The 20,564-nt window shown below is 62.0% G+C and carries 17 protein-coding genes and 1 pseudogene; 12 read left to right on the forward strand and 6 right to left on the reverse strand.

What is annotated here, in order from left to right; genetic code table 11:
* Positions 1 to 31: 31 nt before the first annotated feature.
* Genes KIO76_RS23315 through KIO76_RS23335 form a run of 5 tightly spaced genes read left to right on the forward strand, consistent with a single transcriptional unit; the run spans position 32 to position 3,845 of the window.
* Positions 32 to 1,108, forward strand: coding sequence for an ABC transporter ATP-binding protein (locus tag KIO76_RS23315; protein ID WP_213325974.1), 1,077 nt, complete (start codon positions 32 to 34; stop codon positions 1,106 to 1,108).
* Entirely contained in the window at positions 1,105 to 2,004 is a 900-nt protein-coding gene (locus tag KIO76_RS23320; protein ID WP_213325975.1) for an ABC transporter permease, read from the forward strand. The genes KIO76_RS23315 and KIO76_RS23320 overlap by 4 nt, the downstream gene beginning before the upstream one ends.
* Positions 2,001 to 2,819 carry an ABC transporter permease gene (locus KIO76_RS23325; protein ID WP_213325976.1) on the forward strand — a complete coding sequence of 273 codons (819 nt, stop codon included), beginning with the start codon at positions 2,001 to 2,003 and terminating at the stop codon, positions 2,817 to 2,819. Before KIO76_RS23320 ends, KIO76_RS23325 begins: the two co-directional genes overlap by 4 nt.
* Positions 2,820 to 2,844: 25 nt before the next feature.
* Positions 2,845 to 3,288, forward strand: a complete 444-nt coding sequence (locus KIO76_RS23330) for a hypothetical protein (RefSeq protein WP_213325977.1) — start codon at positions 2,845 to 2,847, stop codon at positions 3,286 to 3,288.
* A 5-nt stretch (positions 3,289 to 3,293) separates the two neighbouring features.
* Positions 3,294 to 3,845, forward strand: coding sequence for a cucumopine synthase-related protein (locus tag KIO76_RS23335; protein WP_213325978.1), 552 nt, complete (start codon positions 3,294 to 3,296; stop codon positions 3,843 to 3,845).
* Between the two features lie 189 nt (positions 3,846 to 4,034).
* On the opposite strand, the gene KIO76_RS23340 is transcribed toward KIO76_RS23335, so the two are convergent.
* From KIO76_RS23340 to KIO76_RS23360, 5 genes are all read right to left on the reverse strand, one after another.
* Entirely contained in the window at positions 4,035 to 5,396 is a 1,362-nt protein-coding gene (locus KIO76_RS23340; protein WP_213325979.1) for a UbiD family decarboxylase, read from the reverse strand.
* 167 nt (positions 5,397 to 5,563) lie between these two features.
* Complete coding sequence (locus KIO76_RS23345; protein WP_213325980.1) at positions 5,564 to 6,511, reverse strand: cucumopine synthase-related protein; 948 nt, start codon at positions 6,509 to 6,511, stop codon at positions 5,564 to 5,566.
* A gap of 57 nt (positions 6,512 to 6,568) precedes the next feature.
* On the reverse strand, positions 6,569 to 7,351 hold the full coding sequence (locus tag KIO76_RS23350; protein WP_213325981.1) for an amino acid ABC transporter ATP-binding protein: 783 nt from the start codon (positions 7,349 to 7,351) through the stop codon (positions 6,569 to 6,571).
* Entirely contained in the window at positions 7,351 to 8,136 is a 786-nt protein-coding gene (locus KIO76_RS23355; protein ID WP_213325982.1) for an amino acid ABC transporter permease, read from the reverse strand. Before KIO76_RS23355 ends, KIO76_RS23350 begins: the two co-directional genes overlap by 1 nt.
* Positions 8,137 to 8,191: 55 nt before the next feature.
* Positions 8,192 to 9,016, reverse strand: a complete 825-nt coding sequence (locus KIO76_RS23360; RefSeq protein ID WP_213325983.1) for an ABC transporter substrate-binding protein — start codon at positions 9,014 to 9,016, stop codon at positions 8,192 to 8,194.
* 234 nt (positions 9,017 to 9,250) lie between these two features.
* Here KIO76_RS23360 and KIO76_RS23365 point away from each other — a divergent pair, with 234 nt between their 5' ends.
* Complete coding sequence (locus KIO76_RS23365; RefSeq protein WP_213325984.1) at positions 9,251 to 11,131, forward strand: LysR family transcriptional regulator; 1,881 nt, start codon at positions 9,251 to 9,253, stop codon at positions 11,129 to 11,131.
* Positions 11,132 to 11,148: 17 nt separating this feature from the next.
* Here KIO76_RS23365 and KIO76_RS31810 read toward each other — a convergent pair.
* Positions 11,149 to 11,261, reverse strand: a pseudogene (locus KIO76_RS31810) (IS66 family transposase); the annotation flags it as partial.
* Between the two features lie 1,366 nt (positions 11,262 to 12,627).
* Between KIO76_RS31810 and KIO76_RS31655 the strand changes: the two are divergent.
* The 6 genes from KIO76_RS31655 (at position 12,628) to KIO76_RS23390 (ending at position 20,564) form a co-directional block, all read left to right on the forward strand.
* On the forward strand, positions 12,628 to 13,704 hold the full coding sequence (locus tag KIO76_RS31655) for a helix-turn-helix transcriptional regulator (protein ID WP_213325985.1): 1,077 nt from the start codon (positions 12,628 to 12,630) through the stop codon (positions 13,702 to 13,704).
* Positions 13,705 to 14,018: 314 nt separating this feature from the next.
* On the forward strand, positions 14,019 to 14,624 hold the full coding sequence (locus tag KIO76_RS23375) for a DMT family transporter (protein WP_283771517.1): 606 nt from the start codon (positions 14,019 to 14,021) through the stop codon (positions 14,622 to 14,624).
* Positions 14,621 to 14,905: a DMT family transporter gene (locus KIO76_RS23380; RefSeq protein WP_213325987.1), complete on the forward strand. Its 285-nt coding sequence runs from the start codon at positions 14,621 to 14,623 to the stop codon at positions 14,903 to 14,905. The genes KIO76_RS23375 and KIO76_RS23380 overlap by 4 nt, the downstream gene beginning before the upstream one ends.
* Before the next feature lie 81 nt (positions 14,906 to 14,986).
* On the forward strand, positions 14,987 to 16,252 hold the full coding sequence (locus KIO76_RS23385) for a SpvB/TcaC N-terminal domain-containing protein (RefSeq protein ID WP_213325988.1): 1,266 nt from the start codon (positions 14,987 to 14,989) through the stop codon (positions 16,250 to 16,252).
* Between the two features lie 677 nt (positions 16,253 to 16,929).
* Positions 16,930 to 17,328, forward strand: coding sequence for an FG-GAP repeat domain-containing protein (locus tag KIO76_RS31150; RefSeq protein WP_291976678.1), 399 nt, complete (start codon positions 16,930 to 16,932; stop codon positions 17,326 to 17,328).
* Positions 17,244 to 20,564: an RHS repeat-associated core domain-containing protein gene (locus KIO76_RS23390; protein WP_213325989.1), complete on the forward strand. Its 3,321-nt coding sequence runs from the start codon at positions 17,244 to 17,246 to the stop codon at positions 20,562 to 20,564. The genes KIO76_RS31150 and KIO76_RS23390 overlap by 85 nt, the downstream gene beginning before the upstream one ends.

Here is a 20,564-nt window from a genome sequence, read left to right on the forward strand (position 1 = left end):
CCATCCCCATGCCAGGAGTTTGGAACAAACGATGACCGCCGCGAGCCTGACTGCGGAGTCGCTAGCCCATGCCTATGGGGCGGCGCCTCCCACGCTGAAGGGCATTTCCTTCACCATCGAGCCGGGCGAGTTCTTCACGCTGCTTGGACCCTCCGGCTGCGGCAAGACGACGACCCTCAGGCTCGTTGCGGGATTGCTGTCGCCGACCGCCGGGCGGATCCTGATCGGCACGCGCGACATCACGACCGTGCCGACTCACGAGCGCGATGTCAGCGTGGTTTTCCAGAACTACGCGCTATTCCCTCACATGACGGTTGCCGACAATGTGGGCTATGGCTTGAAGATCCGCGGCAAGCCGCGGCGTGAGATCGCCGCTGCCGTCGAGGAAGCGCTCGCCACTGTGGGCTTGCCGGGCATGGACAAGCGTTATCCGACCGAACTCTCCGGCGGCCAGCAGCAGCGCGTGGGGCTCGCACGCGCCATCGCCGTCAAGCCGCGTGTGATGCTGCTCGACGAGCCCCTATCCAACCTCGACGCGAAGCTGCGCGAGCAGATGTGCCTGGAGATCGCGGCCCTGCAACGCCGTATGGCCATGACGGTGCTCTACGTGACCCACGACCAGGCCGAGGCGCTCGCCATCTCGGACCGTATCGCCATAATGAGCGGTGGCGAGATCCGCGAGATCGGCACACCCACCGAGATCTATCGCCGGCCACGCTCGCTGACGGCCGCAACATTTCTCGGCGATACCAATCTGGTGCGCCTGCGGGCCGGTCGAGACGGCGTGACCCTGCCTTCCGGCAAGGCGTTGGCGATGGCGACGAACCCGGTCGCGGTCGGCGGCGAGGTCACTGTTGCCATCCGCCCTGAGGCCATTGATTTCGTGGGGCTTGACCCAGCTGGGGCGCTGCCTTCCAACCATTTTCGCGCGCTGATCGAGAGCCGCGTCTATCGCGGCGCGACCAGCCAGATCGTGCTCAAAGCCGAGGATTTCCCTCAGCCGGTGCAGGTGCTGGTCCTGGGCGAAGCCGGCGGCCAGCCAGGCGAGACGGTGGTCTTTCGTATCGACCCCAACGAGGTCCATCAGGTTGCGGGAGCGGCCTCATGAGCGCTGTCCCCGTCCGTGGGAGCCGTCGGCCTGATCTACCCTTCGCGGCCTCACCCGCCTTTGCGCTCGCAAGCCTGCCGGTGCTGGCTTTCTTCGCGGTTTTCATCGGCTGGCTCGCGGTCATCAGCGTGTTCAAGCCGTCGGTGTTTGCGGTCTACACAGCCAACTTCACGCTGGAGAACTATATCAAGGTCTTCACCTCGCGGATCTATTACGAGGCGTTGCTGCGCTCCATCTGGCTGTCCGCACTCTCCACCGTCTTCACCGTGCTGATTGCCTATCCCATCGCCTACCATATCTGCCGGCGGGCGGGCCACCTGAAAGGCGCTTATATCGCGATCGTGGCCTCGGTGTTCCTGGTGACCTTCGTCATCAAGATCTACGCTTGGCAGATCCTGCTCGAGCGCGCGGGCCTCGTCGACCGGCTGTTGCAGCTCCTTGGTCTCACCCAGGGCCCGACGCGTCTCATCGGCACCGAGACGGGCATTCTCATCGGGTTGGTCTATGCGAGCCTGCCCTACATGATCCTCTCGCTCATCACGGCCGTCGAGAAGGTGCCACGGGATGTGGAACATGCGGCCGCCGTGTCCGGCGCGCCGCCGCTGACCGTCTTCCGCACCGTGACGCTGCCGCTGAGCATGCCGGGTATCGTCACCGGCGCGCTTTTCACCTTCGCGCTCAATGTGGCCGCCTTCATCGTGCCGGCATTGCTCGGCGGCGGCACGATCACCATGGCTGGCCTGCTTATTCAGCGGGTGTCGGTGGGAGTGGGCACGGCCGGCGGCAACTGGCCGCTGGCGGCTGCGCTTTCCGTAGTGCTGCTTGCCATCAGCGCCCTGTTCAGTCTGGGGCTGGTGCGCGTGTTCTCGTCGCGGCGATGGAGGCTGGCGGCATGATGGTTCTCAGTCGCTCTCCCGCGGCCCGCGCGGCGCGCATTCTGGCCCGTTGCGCGTTCTATGTCGGCATGATCTTCCTTATTCTGCCGGTCGCTGTCGTGGTGATGTCGTCGTTCACCGCCGGCGACGTCGTGAGCTTCCCGCCTCAGGGCTGGAGCACGCGCTGGTACGGCATTGCCGCGGGACGCCAGGACTTCCTGTCGTCGTTGTGGCTGACGCTGGTCCTCGCTATCGTCGTCACATTCATCAGCCTTGTCCTTGGGCTCATCACCGCGCTGACGATTGTGCGCGGCCGCTATCGCGGACGCGGCGCTCTCAGCGTCGCGGCGCTGGCACCGCTGTTCGTGCCGAATGTGGTGATCGGCTTTGCGGCTTTGCCGGTGATGGCGGCGATCGGGCTGCTCGGCAGCATCTGGGCGGTGCTGATCGCCTATGTGATCATCGTTTTTCCCATGATCGTGCGCGCTCTGATCGGCACCATCGAAAGCCTCAACAGTTCGACGGAGGAAGCTGCCCGGGTCTTCGGCGCGACCCCGCTGCGCGCCTTCATCACGGTCACCTTGCCGCTCGCGGGGCGCGGCATTTTCGCGGCCGCCATCTTCTCCTTTGTCGCCGTGCTCGACGAAGCAGTGATCATCGCCTTCATCGGCGGCACCAATACGGTGACCTTCCCGATGCGGCTCTTTTCCTACATCGCCGAGACCTACGATCCGGTCGCTTCGGTCTTCGCCACGCTCATGATCGTCGCCACGACGGCCCTGATGCTGGTGCTCGACAGGTTGATCGGGTTCGAACGTCTCGGCAGCAACCGGTGATCCCCAACAGAAGGACGTTGCCTGCATGGCCGTATCAGCCAGCCCAACCCCGCAGCCGCGGCTCGAGCTCAATGTTCCCGATCTTGATCTCACGATCGGCATGAGGCTCGATGTCGAAGGCAATCCCGAACTCTGCGCGGCCATCCGCGCCATGCTGCCCCTGAAGAGCTTATTCGGCCATGTCGTCATCTCCGGCGACGGCATCTGGTTGCCGAGCCGGCTCGTTTACATGGGCAAGCCCGTGATGGTGACCCGCACCGTCGGGTCGGTCTATCTGAACGCCCCCGGCCAGTCGATCTGCCTGACCTACGGCGCCATCACCGAGACGGCGGTGGTCAACGAATTCGCCCATGTGGAGGACGACAGTCTCGCCGCCCTCAAAAGCGTCGGCGATGCCGTCTGGCGCCGCACGGTCACCGATCCTGTCCGCCGTAGCGTGCTCGGCATCCTGCGTGAAGCGAAGGACTGAAACAAATGAGCACCACGCTCCCAGCAACCAAAACCTGGCAGGCCGTGCAGGCCGAACTCGAGGCAGAGATCGACCGCATCTGGCTCGATGAGCCCCTGGAGATCCAGAAGATCCGCCTTGGAGTCATCGACACCGGCGCCGGCTCAGGCGGGCAATCTTTCTCGATCATGGTTCATCTGGAAGCATTCCTGATGATCTTCGGCGCCAATGTGTTCTATCGCTTCGTCCGTCTGGCCAAGGATCAGGATGACCTGACGCTTGATCAGCTCCGCGTCATGACACGCGCGTTCCTGCATAAGCCCTTCAATGTCTTCGAGTTCATGGGCGATCTGGCGCTGCATGATCTGCACCGGCTCGGCAATGACTATCTCGCAGCGCTCGATGATTTGAAAACGAAGGATGATTACATAGCGTTGACAGGCTCCATGATGACGTACGTCATCCGCCTGCATCGCTGGATCCACTTCCACTTCCCGTGGAATCTCGGCGTCGCGTTCCCCCATCGCACAGTCGAGGAACTGAGCGCATTCGCGGCCGCGGCCAAGACGGGCGCCTGATAGCGTCTCCCCCCGCTTCAGCACTCGTCCCAAGCGGCAAAGCCCGCGTGAGGTCACCCACGCGGGCTTTGTTTTGGGATTTCTGCGGCTCCGGGAGCCCGCGTTGCGGCGAGAGCTTCGCCACCCCTTACCTTCTTCCCACAAGGGGCCGGGGGTAAGGGGCGGGGGCGTATCTCATCGGGGGCCGCCTCAGAGAATGCCGAGCATCCTGAGCTTCACGCGCGCCGCGTCCAGAAACTCAGCCGGAGGCAGGGCTTGCGTGATCCCTTCCGGCCGATCACCGTCCTTCGCGGTGGCGTCATAGCCGATCTTGGTGATCAACCCGCCGCGTTCCAGTGGCTCGGACCGATCCGCGGAAACGGCCGGCACGATGACGATATCACGGTCGCCTTTCATCCGCGCGCAGCGCGCGCGGTCGACAGCGGCCAGGTCCCACGGGTCGATATCCTCATCAACCACCGTCACCGACTTGACGATATTGACAGCGCCCCAGCACACGAAAATGGCGCGCTTGCCCTGGCCGGGTTTCGGCTTGACCATCTGCACCACGGCGTCGTTGCGCCCGGCGCCCGACGCGGTGACGGCGACCTCACCGACATTGGGGAAGACGCGTGCCAGAGCGATGCGCAAGGATGCGGCGATCGGCAGGGCTCCGAGGTAGATATGCTCGCCGTGATATCCGGGCTCGATGACCTGGAACAGGGCGTCCCGGCGATGCGTCCGGCAGCGGAACTCGGTGAGGAAGCCGGCGCCGTAGTCCTCGTACATGCCATGGTATTCGGAGATTAGCCCCTCCTTGATGGGCGTGTTGACATCGATAGTGCCCTCCAGCACCATCTCCGCGTGGGCCGGTACCATCAGGTCAACAGTCCGGCAACGCACGAGCTCCACCGGCTGGCCAAGCAGCTTGCCGGCGCAATGCATCTCGTCGTCGCCCAGCCCGAGATAGAGACACCCCGCGAGCTGGATCGCGGGATGTGCGCCAAGCACGACCGCGATCTCCAGCTTTTGCCCGAGGCTGGCGGCTTTGCGGGCGAGATGGGCGAGATGGTGGTTGGGCGCGATACCGATCATGCCGGTCGCCGGACCGGTCACCAGGATGCGGGCGTAGGAAGCGTTGCCCCGTCCGGTCTGCGGGTCCTTGGCGACGATCAGCCCCGCCGTGATATAGGGCCCGGCCTCAGCGGCGAAGAAGGTGGGTACCGGCAGGCCGGCCAGCGGATCGGCCGTGGTGATAACCTCCTGAACCGGCCCCCCGGTGATTTCGACAGGCGGGATTGCGCCATCGATCGCCTCGATAAGTCGGCGTTGGATCTGATCCTTGTCGATCTTCAGCGCACGGGCGATCCGGTCGCGGTTCGACAACAAATTACCGACGGCCCGAAAGCTGCTGCCCGCGACCTTGTCGAAAATCAACGCCTTGCCGCCGTCGGCAACGGACAGGCAGGCGGAGAGTTCGAAATGCGGCGAGACCTCGTCGGGAACATGGGCAAGTTCACCGCTCGCATCGAGTTCAGCCAGATAGGCGCGCAGCGATTGGAGTGACGACATGAACGCATCCTGTACCGGGCGGCGCGCGACCTGCCCGCAACTGATGGGGCTGGTCGGGCCCCTGTTCGACGAAGCGGCCGCCATAGCGCCGCCTCGGTGAGATGGACGGACGGCGGACGTGCCGCCCGGAGGGGCGGCACCCGTGACGGGGCGCCGCGCCAATATGGTCACAGCCGTTCGACGGTCAGCCAGACGACGTCCTTGGTGGTGTAGTTGCTCTCCCAGATGGCGGCGCCGAGGCGCTCGATCTGGCCGAGATCTTCCACGGCGATCTGACCGAGGACGGGAGCGAGAAGATCCTCGGTGGTCGGGCCATACTGCACGATGATCTTTTGACCGGTGTTCTGTGAGAAACGCACGCGCCCGAAAGGCGCCTCGCGGATCACCTCGCGCCAGGCGACCGGTGCCGTGGAGAGGATCGGTGTCCAGGCATAGATCGACTTGCCGGTGACCATGGCGTGCGACTGGGGCACGCGGAATGGCGCCGCTTCCAGGACATCGCGGCAGAGCTCGGGATTGCGGAAGGTCGCCAGCTGTACCTTCACCGAAATGCCGAGTGGTTCCCAGGACAGCCTGATCCAGGCATCGCCAATCGCTTCGGAAGGGATGCGTGACACGTCGAAATAGGAGCGATCCTCGGGCGGCACGCTGTCGTAGCGGAACTGATCGCCGAGGTCCCAGGGAAAGTAATGATGGTTCCAGGCGTTGAGGCGGTTTGCGTAGCGGTTGAGCGCCGCGAGGCCCGTGGCGATGTCCTCGATATCGGCGGTGGGGAAGGTCTCGCGCAGGCGCTCCGCGAAGTCGCCGAGCTTCCTGAGGCCGCTGTAGCCGAGATAATGCGAATAGGCCGGGTCGAACTCGGTGAACAGCTGCGCCATCTCGGCCGCCGTATACTTGCCGGACCGCGCCATGCGTACCAGCGGGTACAGCGTATAACCCGTGTAGTCGCGGAGCATGCCGGCCGCGATATCGTAGGTCCCGAAATATTGGCCGTACGAGCCGGCATTGTCGCCATGGCGGCCAGTGCGGACAAGACGCCACTCCTCCGGCTCGACACTGGTGATGGCGGCGCTCTCGGCGTCGAGCGCGGCGGCGATTGTCTTGACATCGGTCATGGTCAGCTTCCGGTTTAGATGCAAGGGGCCCGGCACATCGTGGACGGCTGGGCGGGATCAGAGAATTTTCGAGAGAAAAGCTTGCGTTCGCGGGCTCTTCGGCTGGTCGAACACCTCCGCCGGCGGGCCTTGTTCGACGATCCGTCCGGCATCAAGCATGATCACCCTATCGGCGACCTCGCGGACGAAACCCATCTCGTGGCTGACGATCAGCATCGTCATGCCCTGCGCGGCAAGGTCGCGCATGACGGCGAGGACTTCGCCCACCATTTCAGGGTCAAGGGCGCTGGTCGGTTCATCGAAAAGGATCAGCTCGGGATCCATCGCGAGCGCGCGGGCGATAGCCACCCGCTGCTGCTGGCCCCCCGAGAGCTGGCGTGGGTAGGCGTGGGCCTTGTCGGCAAGCCCGACACGGGCGAGATGTTTCTCGGCCACGGCGCGCGCGTCGGTTTTCGACCTGCCAAGCACATGCATCGGAGCCTCCATGACATTCTGGAGGGTGGTGAGATGCGGAAACAGGTTAAAGCGCTGAAACACGAAGCCGATGGAGCGGCGCTGGGCGGCGACCTTGCGCGCCGACAGCTTGATCAGCCTGCCGTTCGCCCCCACCCGCACGCCGAGCGTCTCGCCGGCGATGCGTACTGTGCCGGCCGACGGCGCAAGCAGATGATTGATGCAACGTATCAATGTGGTCTTGCCCGATCCCGAGGGCCCGATGATGGCAACGACCTCGCCCCTGGAAACGGAGAAGGAGACCCCCTGGATGACTGGCAGGGCACCGAAGTGCACCTCCACGCCTTCGCATTCCACAAAGGCCGGTTCACGCGCAGCCGACTTCATCACGCTGCCCTCGCGTTGGCCGTGACGGTGCGGCGCGAACCCGACAGGCTCCGCTCGATCAGCATCTGGATGATCGTCCAGGCACCGGTGAGCGCGAGATAGTAGACGGAGACACCGAGATAGACCTCGAAGGACTTGTAGGTCGCCGATTGCACCTCTTCCGCGACGCGGAAAAGCTCCGGCACCGCGATCACGCTGAGCAGGGAGGTCGTTTTCAGCATCTGGTTGAACTGGTTGCCGAGCGGCGGCACGATGACGCGAGCGGCCTGCGGCAGGATGATCCGGCGCATGGCGAGCGCGGGCGTCATGCCAAGAGCTTGCGCGGCCTCAGACTGGCCCTCATCGATAGACTGGATGCCGGCGCGAATGATCTCGCTCATATAGGCTGCTTCATGCAGTCCGAAGGTGACGATGCCGGCGACCAGCGCGCCCTGCACCCACAGCGGCCCGATGAAGACGCGCGGCGGGAACAGGTCGGCCCCACCCAGGAGATAGGGCAGGCCATAATAAATCAGCACAAGCTGCACAAGTACCGGCGTGCCCCGGAAGAAGAAGAGATAGCTTTGATTGAAACCGCGCAGTAGCCCGAACCGACTGAGACCGGAAAGCGCCAGCAGACAACCCAGAATGACGCCGAGAACCTGCGAGGTGATCGCGGCCATCACTGTCAGACCCAGCCCCTTCAATAGTGCAGGGCTCGGCGAGAACACGAAGCGAAGGAAAAAGCTCGTGTCGAAGACGAAGCTCACGTCGCCATCGAAATAGGCGAGAATTGAATTCAACATGGCGCTAAGCCGCCTGGCTCAAGGTCTCGGCGATCCCGATGGGTCATGGGCAGCGTCATGGGCAGGGCTTGGCACTGGTGCACATGGTCATGCCGGCAGCGACCCCCCATTTGTCGGCCATGGCCTGCAGCTTGCCGCTTGCTTGCAAATCGTCGAGCGCCTTGCGGAATGCGGCGGCGACGTCCTCGCGCGGCTTCGTGACGATGATCCCGAGCGTTGAGGGGGCAACTGGCGCGCCGCCAATTTCGAACTTGCCGTTCGATCGTGTCTGGAAATAGGACAACACCAGGGTATCGCCGACCATGGCGTCGACGCGGCCCAGATCAAGTTCCTGGAATGCGATCGTATTGCCGGGGAACGCGGCGATCTCCATGGGCGGCTTGCCGAGCTTGGTCAATTCCTCGTTCGCGGTCTCCAGGCGGCGCTGGTTGGCGCTGCCAAGGAGCACCGCGACGCGCTTGCCGGACAGGTCGAGATAGGTCTTCAGATTTTGCGGGTTGCCCTTCTTGACGAGCAGACCCGAGGCCACCGCCCAGTAATCGACGAAATTGTACTTTTTAAGACGCTCTGGGCTCTTGGAGGTGCTGGCCATGATGGCGTCGCACTGGCCGGTATCGAGAGCGGGAAAGATGCCGGAGAACTTCACGTTCATGATCTCGATCGGCAGCTTGAGCTCGTCACCAATGCCCTTCAGCATGTCGATAGCGACACCGGTCGGGGTCGAGCCATCCTCTGCCATATACTGGTTGGGAGGGCTGTTGAGGTCCGAGCAGAAGACAATCTTGCCCGCCTTGGTGAGGGAATCGGGTGCGGCTTCGGCCATGCCGATACCGGCCACCAGCGAAGCTGCCAGGATAAATGCGCGACCGGCTATGGACATGGAATGCCCCTCATTCAGCGTATGAAGAATTCCACGGAGTGTCGGGGAGGTTGCCTTCATTTTGGACGCGAGAAATGCCGAAGCTGACAATCATGAAAATCGAACGTCACCTGCGCTTGGCCTTCACGCCGTGATTATGTTCACTCCCATGCTCAGATTTGTGGCTTCCATCATGCGGCGGTCTGTGCTGCTCTTGGACGCCAGAAGGACGTTTCCACGGCTGAAGGGGCCGCGATGAACACATCGGGGATGGAACTGAGACAGCTCGGTTACTTTGCTGTCGCTTGCCAGAATCCCAACTTGGTGGCTGCCGCGGCGGAACTTGGCATCGCACAGTCGACCCTGAGCGCTGGTCTGCAGGCTCTGGGGGAACAGTTTGGCGTTGCCTTGTTCCAGCATGCGGGTAAGCGTGTCTATCCTCAGCCGGCGGCGCTCTGGCTGTTCAGGAATGCCGTCACGCTGCTGCACGCGGAGAGCTTCGCACGCGCCTATATTCAGTCAGGCGCGGAGGGCGGCATTCGGCGCGTCGCCATTGATCTCAATCTAAGCTTTGCCATCGGGCGGTTGTCGAAGGCCCTCGGGCGTTGCGTCGAGCTGCTGCATCCTCTGAATCCCGATGTTTTCTTCGACTACAGATTTCTTTTTGGTCCCGAGGGGCCCGCGAGCGAGCCGAGTGGGGTGGGGCCACTGATCGCCGCAGATCCATGCGGGGTGATCGAGATCGACATGATCGATCCCAGCCATTCCGGAAGCCGGGATATGATCCCGCTGATCGACGATCCCTGGGTGGCGGTATCGCTGGCGAAGCCACTAGGGGAGGTCGAGAGCACACCGCTTGTGCTGCTCCGGATGTCGCGAGACCTGCAGAACAGCTTGATGCAGGCGGCAGAGGTAGGCGGTTTCGCTCATCGAATTCAGATTGTCGACGAGGACCCGACCCGGCTGCCGCGGCTGATGATCGAGCAACCGCAGGCCGCCTTTGTCATGCCGCGCAGCATGCTGTCGAACCGGTTGGGTCTTATCGACGTTCATATCGAGCCGCTGCGGCTGGGCGCGTCGCGGTGGATAGGCGCACGCATCCGCGTTGACCATCCTGCCGCGCGTGTATTCGTGGATGCGCTCAGAAATATTCTGCAGAGCCGCGAGCAGAATGTTGTCTTTCAGCCGAAGATTACGCTGCGGCAGATGCGCTACTTCCAGCTTTTGCATCGCAGCGGTGGCATCGCCGCCGCGGCGCGGGCCGCGAATGTGACGCAACCCGCCGTGACGGCGCAACTGCGCAAGCTGGAACAGACCCTCGATACTCCCCTCTACCGTATCACCGGTGGTAGTCTGGCCATCAATGCCGCTGGCGAGAGGCTACGGACGGTGGTCGATGCCATCGACACCGGGCTGAAGAAGATTGCAACGGGGCGGGACGCCGCTGTTGCCGGTCATAGCCAGCTTGTTCGCATCGGCATGCTTCCTGTCGCGGACAGCGGGAGCGCGGTTGCCCAAGCGATGGCATCCTCAATTAAGGAGCTGCGTCATTCATGGCCCGGATACACATTCAAGATTGTCGAAGCGCGGACGAAGGCGCTTCATGACCTTGTCAGCAACGGTTCTGTGGCGTTCGCTGTAGTGGAGACCGTAAATGCCCAGGCGACCCGTATATCGCTTGGTCTGTATGAGCCTCTCGCACTCGTTGCCAACAAGGCACTTGGTCTCGAAGATGGCGGGGTTGTTCCTTTCGCTCGCCTGAAGGACCTTCCATTGGTACTCGGAGGGGCTTCCTTCGGGATCCGCTCTCTACTTGACCAGGCAGCGAGGGCCACCGGGATACGGCTTCGGCCCTGTATAGAAGTTGAATCTTTTCCCTTAAGTCTTGCCATGGTGCAATTGGATGAGCTTTGCACCGTCCTTCCACCCCAAGCCGTGCGCGATAGCGCGCTCCGTGAGCACGTGACAGTTTGCAAGTTGGTCGATCCCGTCGTGCGGCAACCGCTCAATGTCATTTTTTCCGGGCAGCGAGCCTTGAGTGACGTTGAGCGCTCCTTTATTGCGCTGCTCAAGCGGCAGCTGTCGGTGGTCATGCAGGCAAACGCGGAAAATGCGAGCGATGGCGCACGGCACTAGTACTCGCGACTGGGACGCGTTTCATCGGCGAAGAGTTAGGCGAGGCTTTCAGCTTCTCCAGCAATCGCTCTTGGACAGGATGCAGGTGCCAAGCAGCACGTCCTGCCACGTCGGCCAGCGTCGAGCGATCCTTGCCAGGCGTTGATCTGTGCCTGCCGATAGCGGCAGGTGATTGGCATCTTTGATTGTCGGCTTTGGTAAAGCATCAGCTGCCCCCTTCAGACGTAAATTCAGCTGTGGATAACGCCTTGCTCTGAAAGTTGGCCTATGTGGCTCTCAGCTGCCTCGACCTGATGATCGAATCGCGATCGAAGCCGCCGCCAAGAAACGTCAGAGGTGACCAAAACCGGACTGAAACAACGGGATCGTGACGCCCACCATGCGGCGGCGCCTATGACAAGGTACCAGCGTTTATATAGGCCATGCGTGCCAGCGACAGCAGCTTATCAGCCAAGCTCGCGTTCCAGTTTTTGATTCTGCTGCGACCGGACCAGTGAAGTTTTCGATGCTCAGTGGGACGAGATGATGCCAATCAGGCAGTCTAGGTCATTCCAAATGGCCCGCATGAAGGCCGCCCTCAAGCATCGCATCCCCCTCTCCCATCGGTGCGCGGACATTCTCAAACCGCGAAGACCCTGAACGGCAATCCTTTCATCTTTCCGGGCAACACGTTGACCGGCCGCTATCGAGCATGGCCTTGCTCATGATGCTGCGCCGAATGGAGGTCGATGTGACGGCTCATGGTTTGAGAGCGTCCTTTCGGGACTGGGCTGCCGAGACCACACATTTGCCCCGCGATGTGCGAGACGGCGCTCGCCCACACGATAGAGCAAAGTGGAAGCCGCCTACCGCCGTGGTGACCTCTTCGACAAGCGCCGCGAGTTGATGGTGGCGTGGACGACGTTTGCGACGACAGAAGTGAGGCAGATGTAGTGGAGATCCGCCTTACCAGGAGATTGTCGCAGCGAGAATGTGACGACTCGATGGATGCTAGCTGCCCACTCTAACTGAGGGCGACATGGCAGCGCCGCAGGCCTGGTCATATAGTATATGACCAGATTCCGGTAAATCTGAATAGGCCCGAAACTACTAAATTGTATTATGACTCACCAATTTACAATATTTCTTCTCATCGAGATTAATCGATACCAGCAAGCACCAACTGATGCGCCCACTTCGAAGAGCTTCGAAGGGGCAAAACAACATCTGGGACAACTCACATGTTCATCAAGTGGCGCAGTGTTCCTTTCAGATCGCCGTTAAAGCCAAGGCGCGGCTTCGCAACCAGGGCAGCTTCCAAGAGAACAGAGAGTTAGGACGCTCCGCTAAGTGGGATCTCGCATTCGCCATGTCCGCTGCTGGAATACGAGGAGGCGGCCTTCAGCCGCAGACCGCCATGGCGGTCTGCGACATCATGTGCTTAACCCGGCTTACAGCTTGCCTTCGCATGAACTGCTGAGTCAAAGTTGCGATGGATTTTGGTGAGGAGGATTGTTGTGGCTCATCAAGATACTCGTGAGGCGCCGCAGGACCAAGTCAGCACGGCGACAAAGCCCTATCGCTTCTCGACACGAGACCTGTTGCCTCAGCACCAGTTCGATGCCTGGCGCAGCTTCATGGCCTCGTCGATTGAGCTGTCGCAGCCGGATGGCCAGAACGTCGGCTTCGCCGCAGACCTTCATGCGTGGGATCTTGGCAGCTTGGTCTTCACGGAAATGGTCATGCCCGGTGATGGTGCCGCCCGCTCTTTCCGGCACCGCAAAGCACCGCCGACCGATCACTGGTGCCTTGTGCTGCCGCTTTCCCAAACCGAGCACGCCGCGACACTCCTGCAACCGGGGCGCAGGCTGGCGCCACGCCGCCTGAGCTTTCGCTCGCTCGCCCGGCCCTATGCCGCCAGTGGCACCGACAGCCACGTCATCAGTTTGTTCATTCCGCGCGACCATTTCGGCGAGATCGCCCACCTGCTCGACGCTTTGCCGTGTGCACTCCCAGACGAAGGTTTGGGTAGCATCCTCGCCGATTTCATGCAGAGCGTGGAACGCCAGCTGCCGCATATTTCGGCGGACAACGTGCCGCAGTTGGTGGTCGCCATCCTCGCTATGGTTCGTGGCTGTCTCGTTCCGACCCCGGACAACCTTGAAATGGCGGATGTCCCGCTTTCGGCCACGCTGCTGGAACGAGCGCGACGGCTGATCCGTCGTAATGTCCATGCGCCTGATTTCAGCCCTGACCAACTCTGCCGGCAGCTGGGTGTATCGCGGTCACGCCTCTATCGGTTGTTCGAGAACTTGGGCGGCATATCAAGCTATGTCCGCCGGCAGCGCCTGCTGCAGGCGCATGCGGCACTCTCCGATGTCAGCCAGAACCGACAGGTCCGGCAAATCGCCGAAAGCGTCGGCTTCACCAATGCGTCAGCCTTCACCCGCGCATTCAATGCCGAATTCGGCTGTAGCCCAGGCGAGGTGCGAGCTGCAGCGCTGGCTGGCCATAGGCTATTGCCCTTCGCGTCTCCCCGCCTTCCGAGCACCCAGGCGGATTTCAACAGGCTGCTCGCCCGGCTGCATGCTTGAACACGGTGTTTTTGGAATATCCCTCGACTCCTCGAGCAGACATTTGGAAGAAACAAGCGAAACCCAAATAGCCATCGGCATCCTCTTGCAGGCCGTGCAGCTATCTTGCGCTGCAAGATCCCTCATCAACGCCCTTGCGGCTAGACGCCTCGCGAAGGCAATGTAACGGAATTACTCAAGAGCATCGGGTGCAACGCGATTTGAGGCCAGGATGCGCTTGGCTGCGCTCTTTCGCCAGGAGGATGCGACACCTCTAATTCGCTCCGATCGCAATTACTTTGGCTTCCGTCGGTATTTACCCCTGAGGAACTCCCTTGCATACTGCTTCCCATCCGCAACTCTCAGCATCGCCGCGCCAAAACCAAACCCTCGGAATTGCGCTGCTGATGGCCTCAGAGGCTTGTTTCGCAGTCTCTGGCGGAGTCTCTAAATATCTAACTGGCGCGCTACCGCCGTTGCAGATTGCCTGGATCCGGTTCGTTGTCTTTGCGGCTGTCGTCATCGGGACGATCGTCTGGCGTCGAGATTGGTCGGCGCTTAAGTCGCAATGTCTCGGCCCGCAATTCCTCCGCTGCCTGGGGATCGTCGGCGCGACCGTCTTTTTCATTCTCTCCCTAAAGAGACTGCCGCTAGCGGAGACATCTGCTCTCTTCTTTGTCTCACCGCTGCTCATCATCCTCGCTGCGCGAATGGTCCTCGGTGAAGCAATGAATACTACGCGCTATATCGCAGTGGGCTCTGGTTTCGCGGGAGCGCTGCTGGTCATCAAGCCGGGTTCCCACGGCCTCGGCTTGGACGCCATGCTCCCACTTTCGGCGGCCCTCTCATGGGCTGTCGCGATCGTCGCAACACGCTGGACCGGCAGCCGCGAGCGCCCGTTGACGGGGTGCTTTATGCTGCCGTGGTCGGCTTGGCAGTGACGACTGCTTTCCTGCCCATCTTTTGGGAACCGCCGACCACACCGCAGCTGATATTCGGCGTTGCAACAGGACTGGCAGCCGCCGCAGGACAATGGTTCGTCGTTCTTGCCTACCAGGGCGCCAGCGCCTCGTCACTCGCGCCCCTCAACTATGTGCAGTTGCTGTGGTCGTCGCTTGTCGGCTATGTGTTTTTCGCCAGCGTGCCCGACAACTGGGCTATTGTGGGAGCCGTGGTGATAATCCTCAGCGGTTATTTTGCCGTCTGCGAGCGAGATCCATAGACCTCGATCGAACTATTTATTGCCAATTATCGGAAAGCATCTACACTTAAGCTCAGGCATTCGAAGCTTGGGGAGAAGCAGATGTTGTCTGGCAACGGCACCGATGCGTCCGCGTTTTGCTGGAACTTGCTTAGCCCACTTAAAGATTTCACCCGGCGCGCTGCGATCAGTATTCTCGCGGTGAGCGTCGCGCTCGGCACGATGCCGGTGCAGGCCCAGACGGCAGGCCCGTCCCCCACCGTGCCAGCGCCCACGGCACCCGCCACCAGTTCGTCCCCGCCGCAGGCAGCGCCCGGCGTGCCTCCAATGGGTCCGCAGATCCGGCCGCCGCGCCCTCTGGGACCGCCGGTTTTGCCGAGCCCCGCGCAGTCGTCCGCGCAGCCGGTGACGGCACAGCCCGCGCCACAACCCTCGCCCGCGGAGATGGCGACCGGTCAGAAGGCGCCGGGGACAGCGGGTCGCGCGGGACCTGGTGCGGTGACACCCGATCCTGTGAAGACCGAGCCGCCGGCGATGGCGACGCCAAAGCCTGAGGCGAAGCCTGATGCGGCCAAGGCTGAGACGGATAAGGCCGAAGGCGACAAGGCTGACGCGGAAAAGAAGGACGCGGAGAATGCCGACGCATACAAGGTGGATCAGCCGACCGTGCTCGCGGAAGGTGGTCCAGCCCTGGCGCCCGGCGACTTCGACAAGCAGGCGCCAACCGAGCCCGAAGCCCCCTTCAATGGCAGCTTCACCCAGCGCATTCCGCTCGAGGTGCCCAATTATCGGGGGCTCGAGCCGAAGCTGAGCCTCGTCTATGATTCCAGCCAGGGCCTGCGCGCCGGCGGTATGAATGCCGGCCTTCTTGGTGTTGGCTGGGATCTCGGCGGTCTCTCCGACATCGTGCGGGTGTCGCGCATCAATGGCGCCCCGCGCTTCGACAATGCCGACACCTGGCTGCTCGATGGCGCCGAGCTCGTACCCTGCAGCGAAGTCTCATCCAGCCCGAGCTGCAGCTATGGCGGCACGCATACGACGCGGGTTGAGAGCTACAAGCATATCCGGTTCAATGGCGGGGAGAACTCCTGGACCGTCACGGCCAAGGACGGCACCCGCTATATCTATCGCTCGACGCAGTACTTCCGGGGGGCGACGACAGCGGCAATGAGGGCCACTACCGCTACATGCTCTGGCGGGTTCTCGACTGGCGCAACGACAACAACATCGTCCATTACTCCTACAGCTGTCCGTCCTTCTCGGTCTGCTATCCCACGCAGATCCAATACAACGGCTCCTCCGTCGACTTCTATTGGCAGGAGCGCGGCGCCGATCAGAAGACGCGGCTCGCCAACGGCATCGATCTGAGCTGGGTCTCGGATCAGCTCAGGAGCATCTTCATCACGACCGGCCCGGGGATCGTGCGGGCCTATGCCTTCACCTATGAGGCGAGCCCGGCCACCGGCCTGTCGCGGCTGATCCGCGTCCAGCAATACGGCAAGGACGCGGTCTGGGATAACGGCAATGTCACGGGCGGCACCGCGCTGCCGCCGATCGACATCAGCTACACCAACACCGGCGCCTCTTTCAACGACCCAATTTCTCAGCCATTCGGCCTCGACTTCTCGTCCTACCCCCGCCAGAAAACCGTGATTGGCGACCTAAACGGGGACGGACGCAGCGACCTCTTCCTGCCGCCGGTCATCACGCCGCCCCAGCCCCCACCGCTCTGCACGCCTTCCGCCGCCACGTTCTACCTCGCCAAGAACGACGACACGGGCTATGGCGACGCGCAGACGCTCAGCATCAATAGCGGGCCCAATGCCTGCTACGTGAACTATGCCGAAGACCGCTGGATTGTGGCGGATTTCGAGGGCAATGGCCGTTCTGATCTGGTGCGTGTCTACACCGCCAGGGACGTCCCGGATCCGAGCGATCCCAACATAACCCATACCTATACCTATGCGACGCTGTATCGCTTCACCGAGTCCGGCTTCGTCGCTTCGGAGATTCCCGACCCGACCCCCGTTGGTAATGACCTCAGCGTGCTCTATGACGCCGCCGCTGGCGACTTCGATGGGGATGGACGCAGTGAACTCCTGGTGCTCGGTAGCCTCCCGCAATCCGGGCTCTATGTCTGGAACGGCACAACACTGGTCCGGGATACGTCCAAATTCTACCCCTACCTGCTGCGTGTCGGCCTGCTAACGCCGACCGGCTACCGGGTTGGCGATTTCAACGGGGATGGTAAAAGCGATATCCTTGCCATCAATCAGATTGCCGGCGGTTTCCATACCTTCTACGAGATCCACCTCTCGAATGGCACGACCTTCGTTCCCCAGGGCGTCAACACCTGGGAATGGGTCCCGACCGGTCCGCGCTCTACACCAGCGACTTCAATGGTGACGGCAAGACGGACGTTGCGACCTTCATCGACCTCCTGAATGGCACTTCGAAGGTCGACGTCGCCCTGTCGAACGGGCGCTCGTCCGAGCTCCAGAACTGGTTCGGCTCGATCGCCGTCAGCACCACGCTCGATGGCTATATTGCGGTCGGGGATTACGATGGCGATGGACGTAGCGACCTTGCGATCGGCGCCCTGTGGACACCCGGTGCGCTTCTTCTCGCGCGCGGATCACGGTTCGTGCAAATCACGTCACCCGCGCAGGGGCTTATTCTCGGAGCCGGTGATGTCAATGGTGACGGCAAGGCCGATCTCCTCGGAACCGGCAATGTCACGACCTCCCTCCTCTATCTCTCGAAGCGGGACCCTGCCAGTTCCATTCCCGACCTGATTTACGAGTTCAAGAACGTCTTTGGCGGCTACACCGGCGTCGTCTATCGGCCCTCAACGCGCTGGGCCAACGGGCGGATGTACAGCACGCCGCTGCAGACGGTGACGAATGTGACGCGGCTTGACGGCCGCGGCGTCGTAGCCGAGACCAAGTATGAATATGGGGGCGGCCTTTGGGACGGCATGGAGCGCCGCTTCCTCGGCTTCCGCTGGGCCAAGATGACCCCGCCCTGCGTCGCGGTCGGCAACTGCCCCTGGACCGACTACGAGTTCTCGCAGGCCTATGCGGCGGTCGGCAAGGCGCTGTACAGCTATGTCCGCAATGCCGGCACACTTCTGCGCCAGGTCGACCAGACCTATGTGGTCAACAACACGGCGCTGCCCTATACGGCGCTCAACACCGCGAGCCGTGTCACCGAAAAACTGCCCGGCGGGGATCGCACATCCCGGGTCACGCGGACCTTCGACACCTTCGCCAATATCGCCAGCGTCACTGAACATGGCAATCTGGCAGCCGTCGGAGACGAACGCTACGCGTACCGCGACTTCTCCTACAACTTCGACCGCTACATCGTCGACAAGCCCTTTGCCCAACGGCTTTATGGGGCGGCAGGGCCGAGCTCCACGCCCCTTCTCGACACCCGCTATCTCTGGGACAACCAGCCCTATACCACCGCGCCTTCCACCGGCAACCTGACCCAGGTCGACCGCTGGCGGAACACCGACGATACGCTCGCCGTCACGGCCATGACGTATGACGGCAAGGGCAATATGACGGCCCAGGTCGATCCGGTCGGCAATCGCTTTGAATACGACTACGACCCCACCTACCACATCTTTCCCATCAAAACGCGGAACCCGCTCTACTTTGCGCCGGTCATTGACACCCGACAGGAAACAACCGCGACCTATGATGTCCTCTGCGGCCTGCCGGAAACAACCACCGATATCGACAGCCTCGTCACCCACTACGGCTATGACCCGCTCTGCCGGCCGACGTCAGTGGTCAAGCCAGGTGGCGACTACACGCTGACGACCTATTCGAATATCGGCGATGCGCAGACCCAGTACGTCACGACCCTGACGCCACCGGCCGCCGGCACCCAGCAGGTCTGGACCTCCCGCTTCTTCGATGGCATGGGCCGCACCTATGCAACCGTCATGGAAGGGCTGACGCTGGAAAGGCTCGCCTTCAATCCGCGCGGCCTCGTCCAGTCTCGCACCTCGCCCTATTACGGGGTCGGGCCAGGCTATGACACGAACTACACCTATGACGCGCTCGACCGCCTGGTTTTGACCACCAATCCCGACAACACCACGGTCACCACGAGCTACCAGGCCTCGCCGGATGCCTTCGACCAGACGACGGTCGTCGACGAGCTCGGCCGCACGACCATCACGCACAAGGATGCCTACGGCAACACCGTCTTCCTCGACCGCTTCAATGCTGGTGTCCGCAACCGCATGTCGATGCAGTATGACGCGGTCGACCGGCTGTGCCGTGTCACCGACCAGCCCGGCAATCTCTGGATCTATGGCTACAACTCCCTGTCGAACCGGGTGTCGGCGCTCGATCCCAATCTCGGCCAGTGGTGGTATAACTATGACCTCGCCGGCAATCTCGTCTGGGTCAGCCCGCATACACCCACCCAGGTCGGGGCCTCCGCCTACAGCTACGACGCCAACGGCAACCTCTTGGCCGGCTCCAACCGCACCTACACCTGGGACGGGGACAATCGCCCGGCGACGGTAACAATGGTCACCGGCATCACGACAGCCATGACCTATGGGCCGGACGACTCACGCCTGAAGAAGGTCGCCAACACCGGTCCCAACCGCACGCCGCAGACGACGCTCTATCTCGGGCCGGAGATCGAGCGGGGGCCGGACGGTGTCTGGCAGAAATACCCCTATCCCGACATCAACAAGCGCGGCACGGCGGCGACCTTCCTGCATCGCGACCACCTGAACACGGTGCGCTCGATCACCGACGCCGCCGGTGCCGAGGTGCTGCACCGCTACTACCGGCCCTACGGCCAGATCCCGATCACCACCTCGACCTTCAAGGAAGCCAAGGCCTTCATCGGCGAGCGCCAGGACAGCGAGACCGGGCTCCTCTATCTCAACGCCCGCTTCTATGATCCGGCCCTGGGGCGGTTCATCTCGCCGGATTGGTGGGATCCGACCATTCCAGGCGTCGGCACCAACCGCTATGCTTACTCACAGAACGATCCGATCAACAAGTCCGACCCCAACGGGCATGTCGATGACGCAGGCGTCCATGAGTTCAACAACGATCCTGCGAACCAGCCTGGGGGCGGTGAGAACTACGCGGGTGAAGAGAACGACGACGCGACCGAAGACACGACGCAGGCTCTGCCCTTCGCTCCAATTGTGTTTGCGGGGGTTTTATGTGAGGCGATGTGCCCGGCGGCCCTACTTGCTTTAGGTGTATATGGGGTTCAGCAGAGCATCCTGAACAACAAGCCGTCTCCCAGCGCGACCCCACCGGCTAGTCCGCCTGCGACCACCACAAACGCTACACCGCCTGATCCAAATGATCCGGAAGATCCTAACCGCTGGCAAGACATCATAAGCCCCGATCGAGTAAAGCACATACTTGATGGAGATGAAGGGGGACCAGGCGGAGGGCATCGCGGCGGTACCGGTAGATCTGGAAAATCTGAGTTCCCATCGAGCTGGTCGGACAATAAGACATTAAACTCAATTGCCGATATCGCCCGAGATCCCAACGTGCCATCAACATCAAGCGGCTCACGCGCAGTAAAGGAAGGCGTACGTGATGGAATCGAGATCAGAACAGTGGTCGACAAAAACGGAAACGTAGTGACCGGATATCCGACAAACGTCCCTCAGAATCCATAA

Source organism: Chelatococcus sp. YT9 (assembly GCF_018398315.1).
GTDB lineage: Bacteria > Pseudomonadota > Alphaproteobacteria > Rhizobiales > Beijerinckiaceae > Chelatococcus.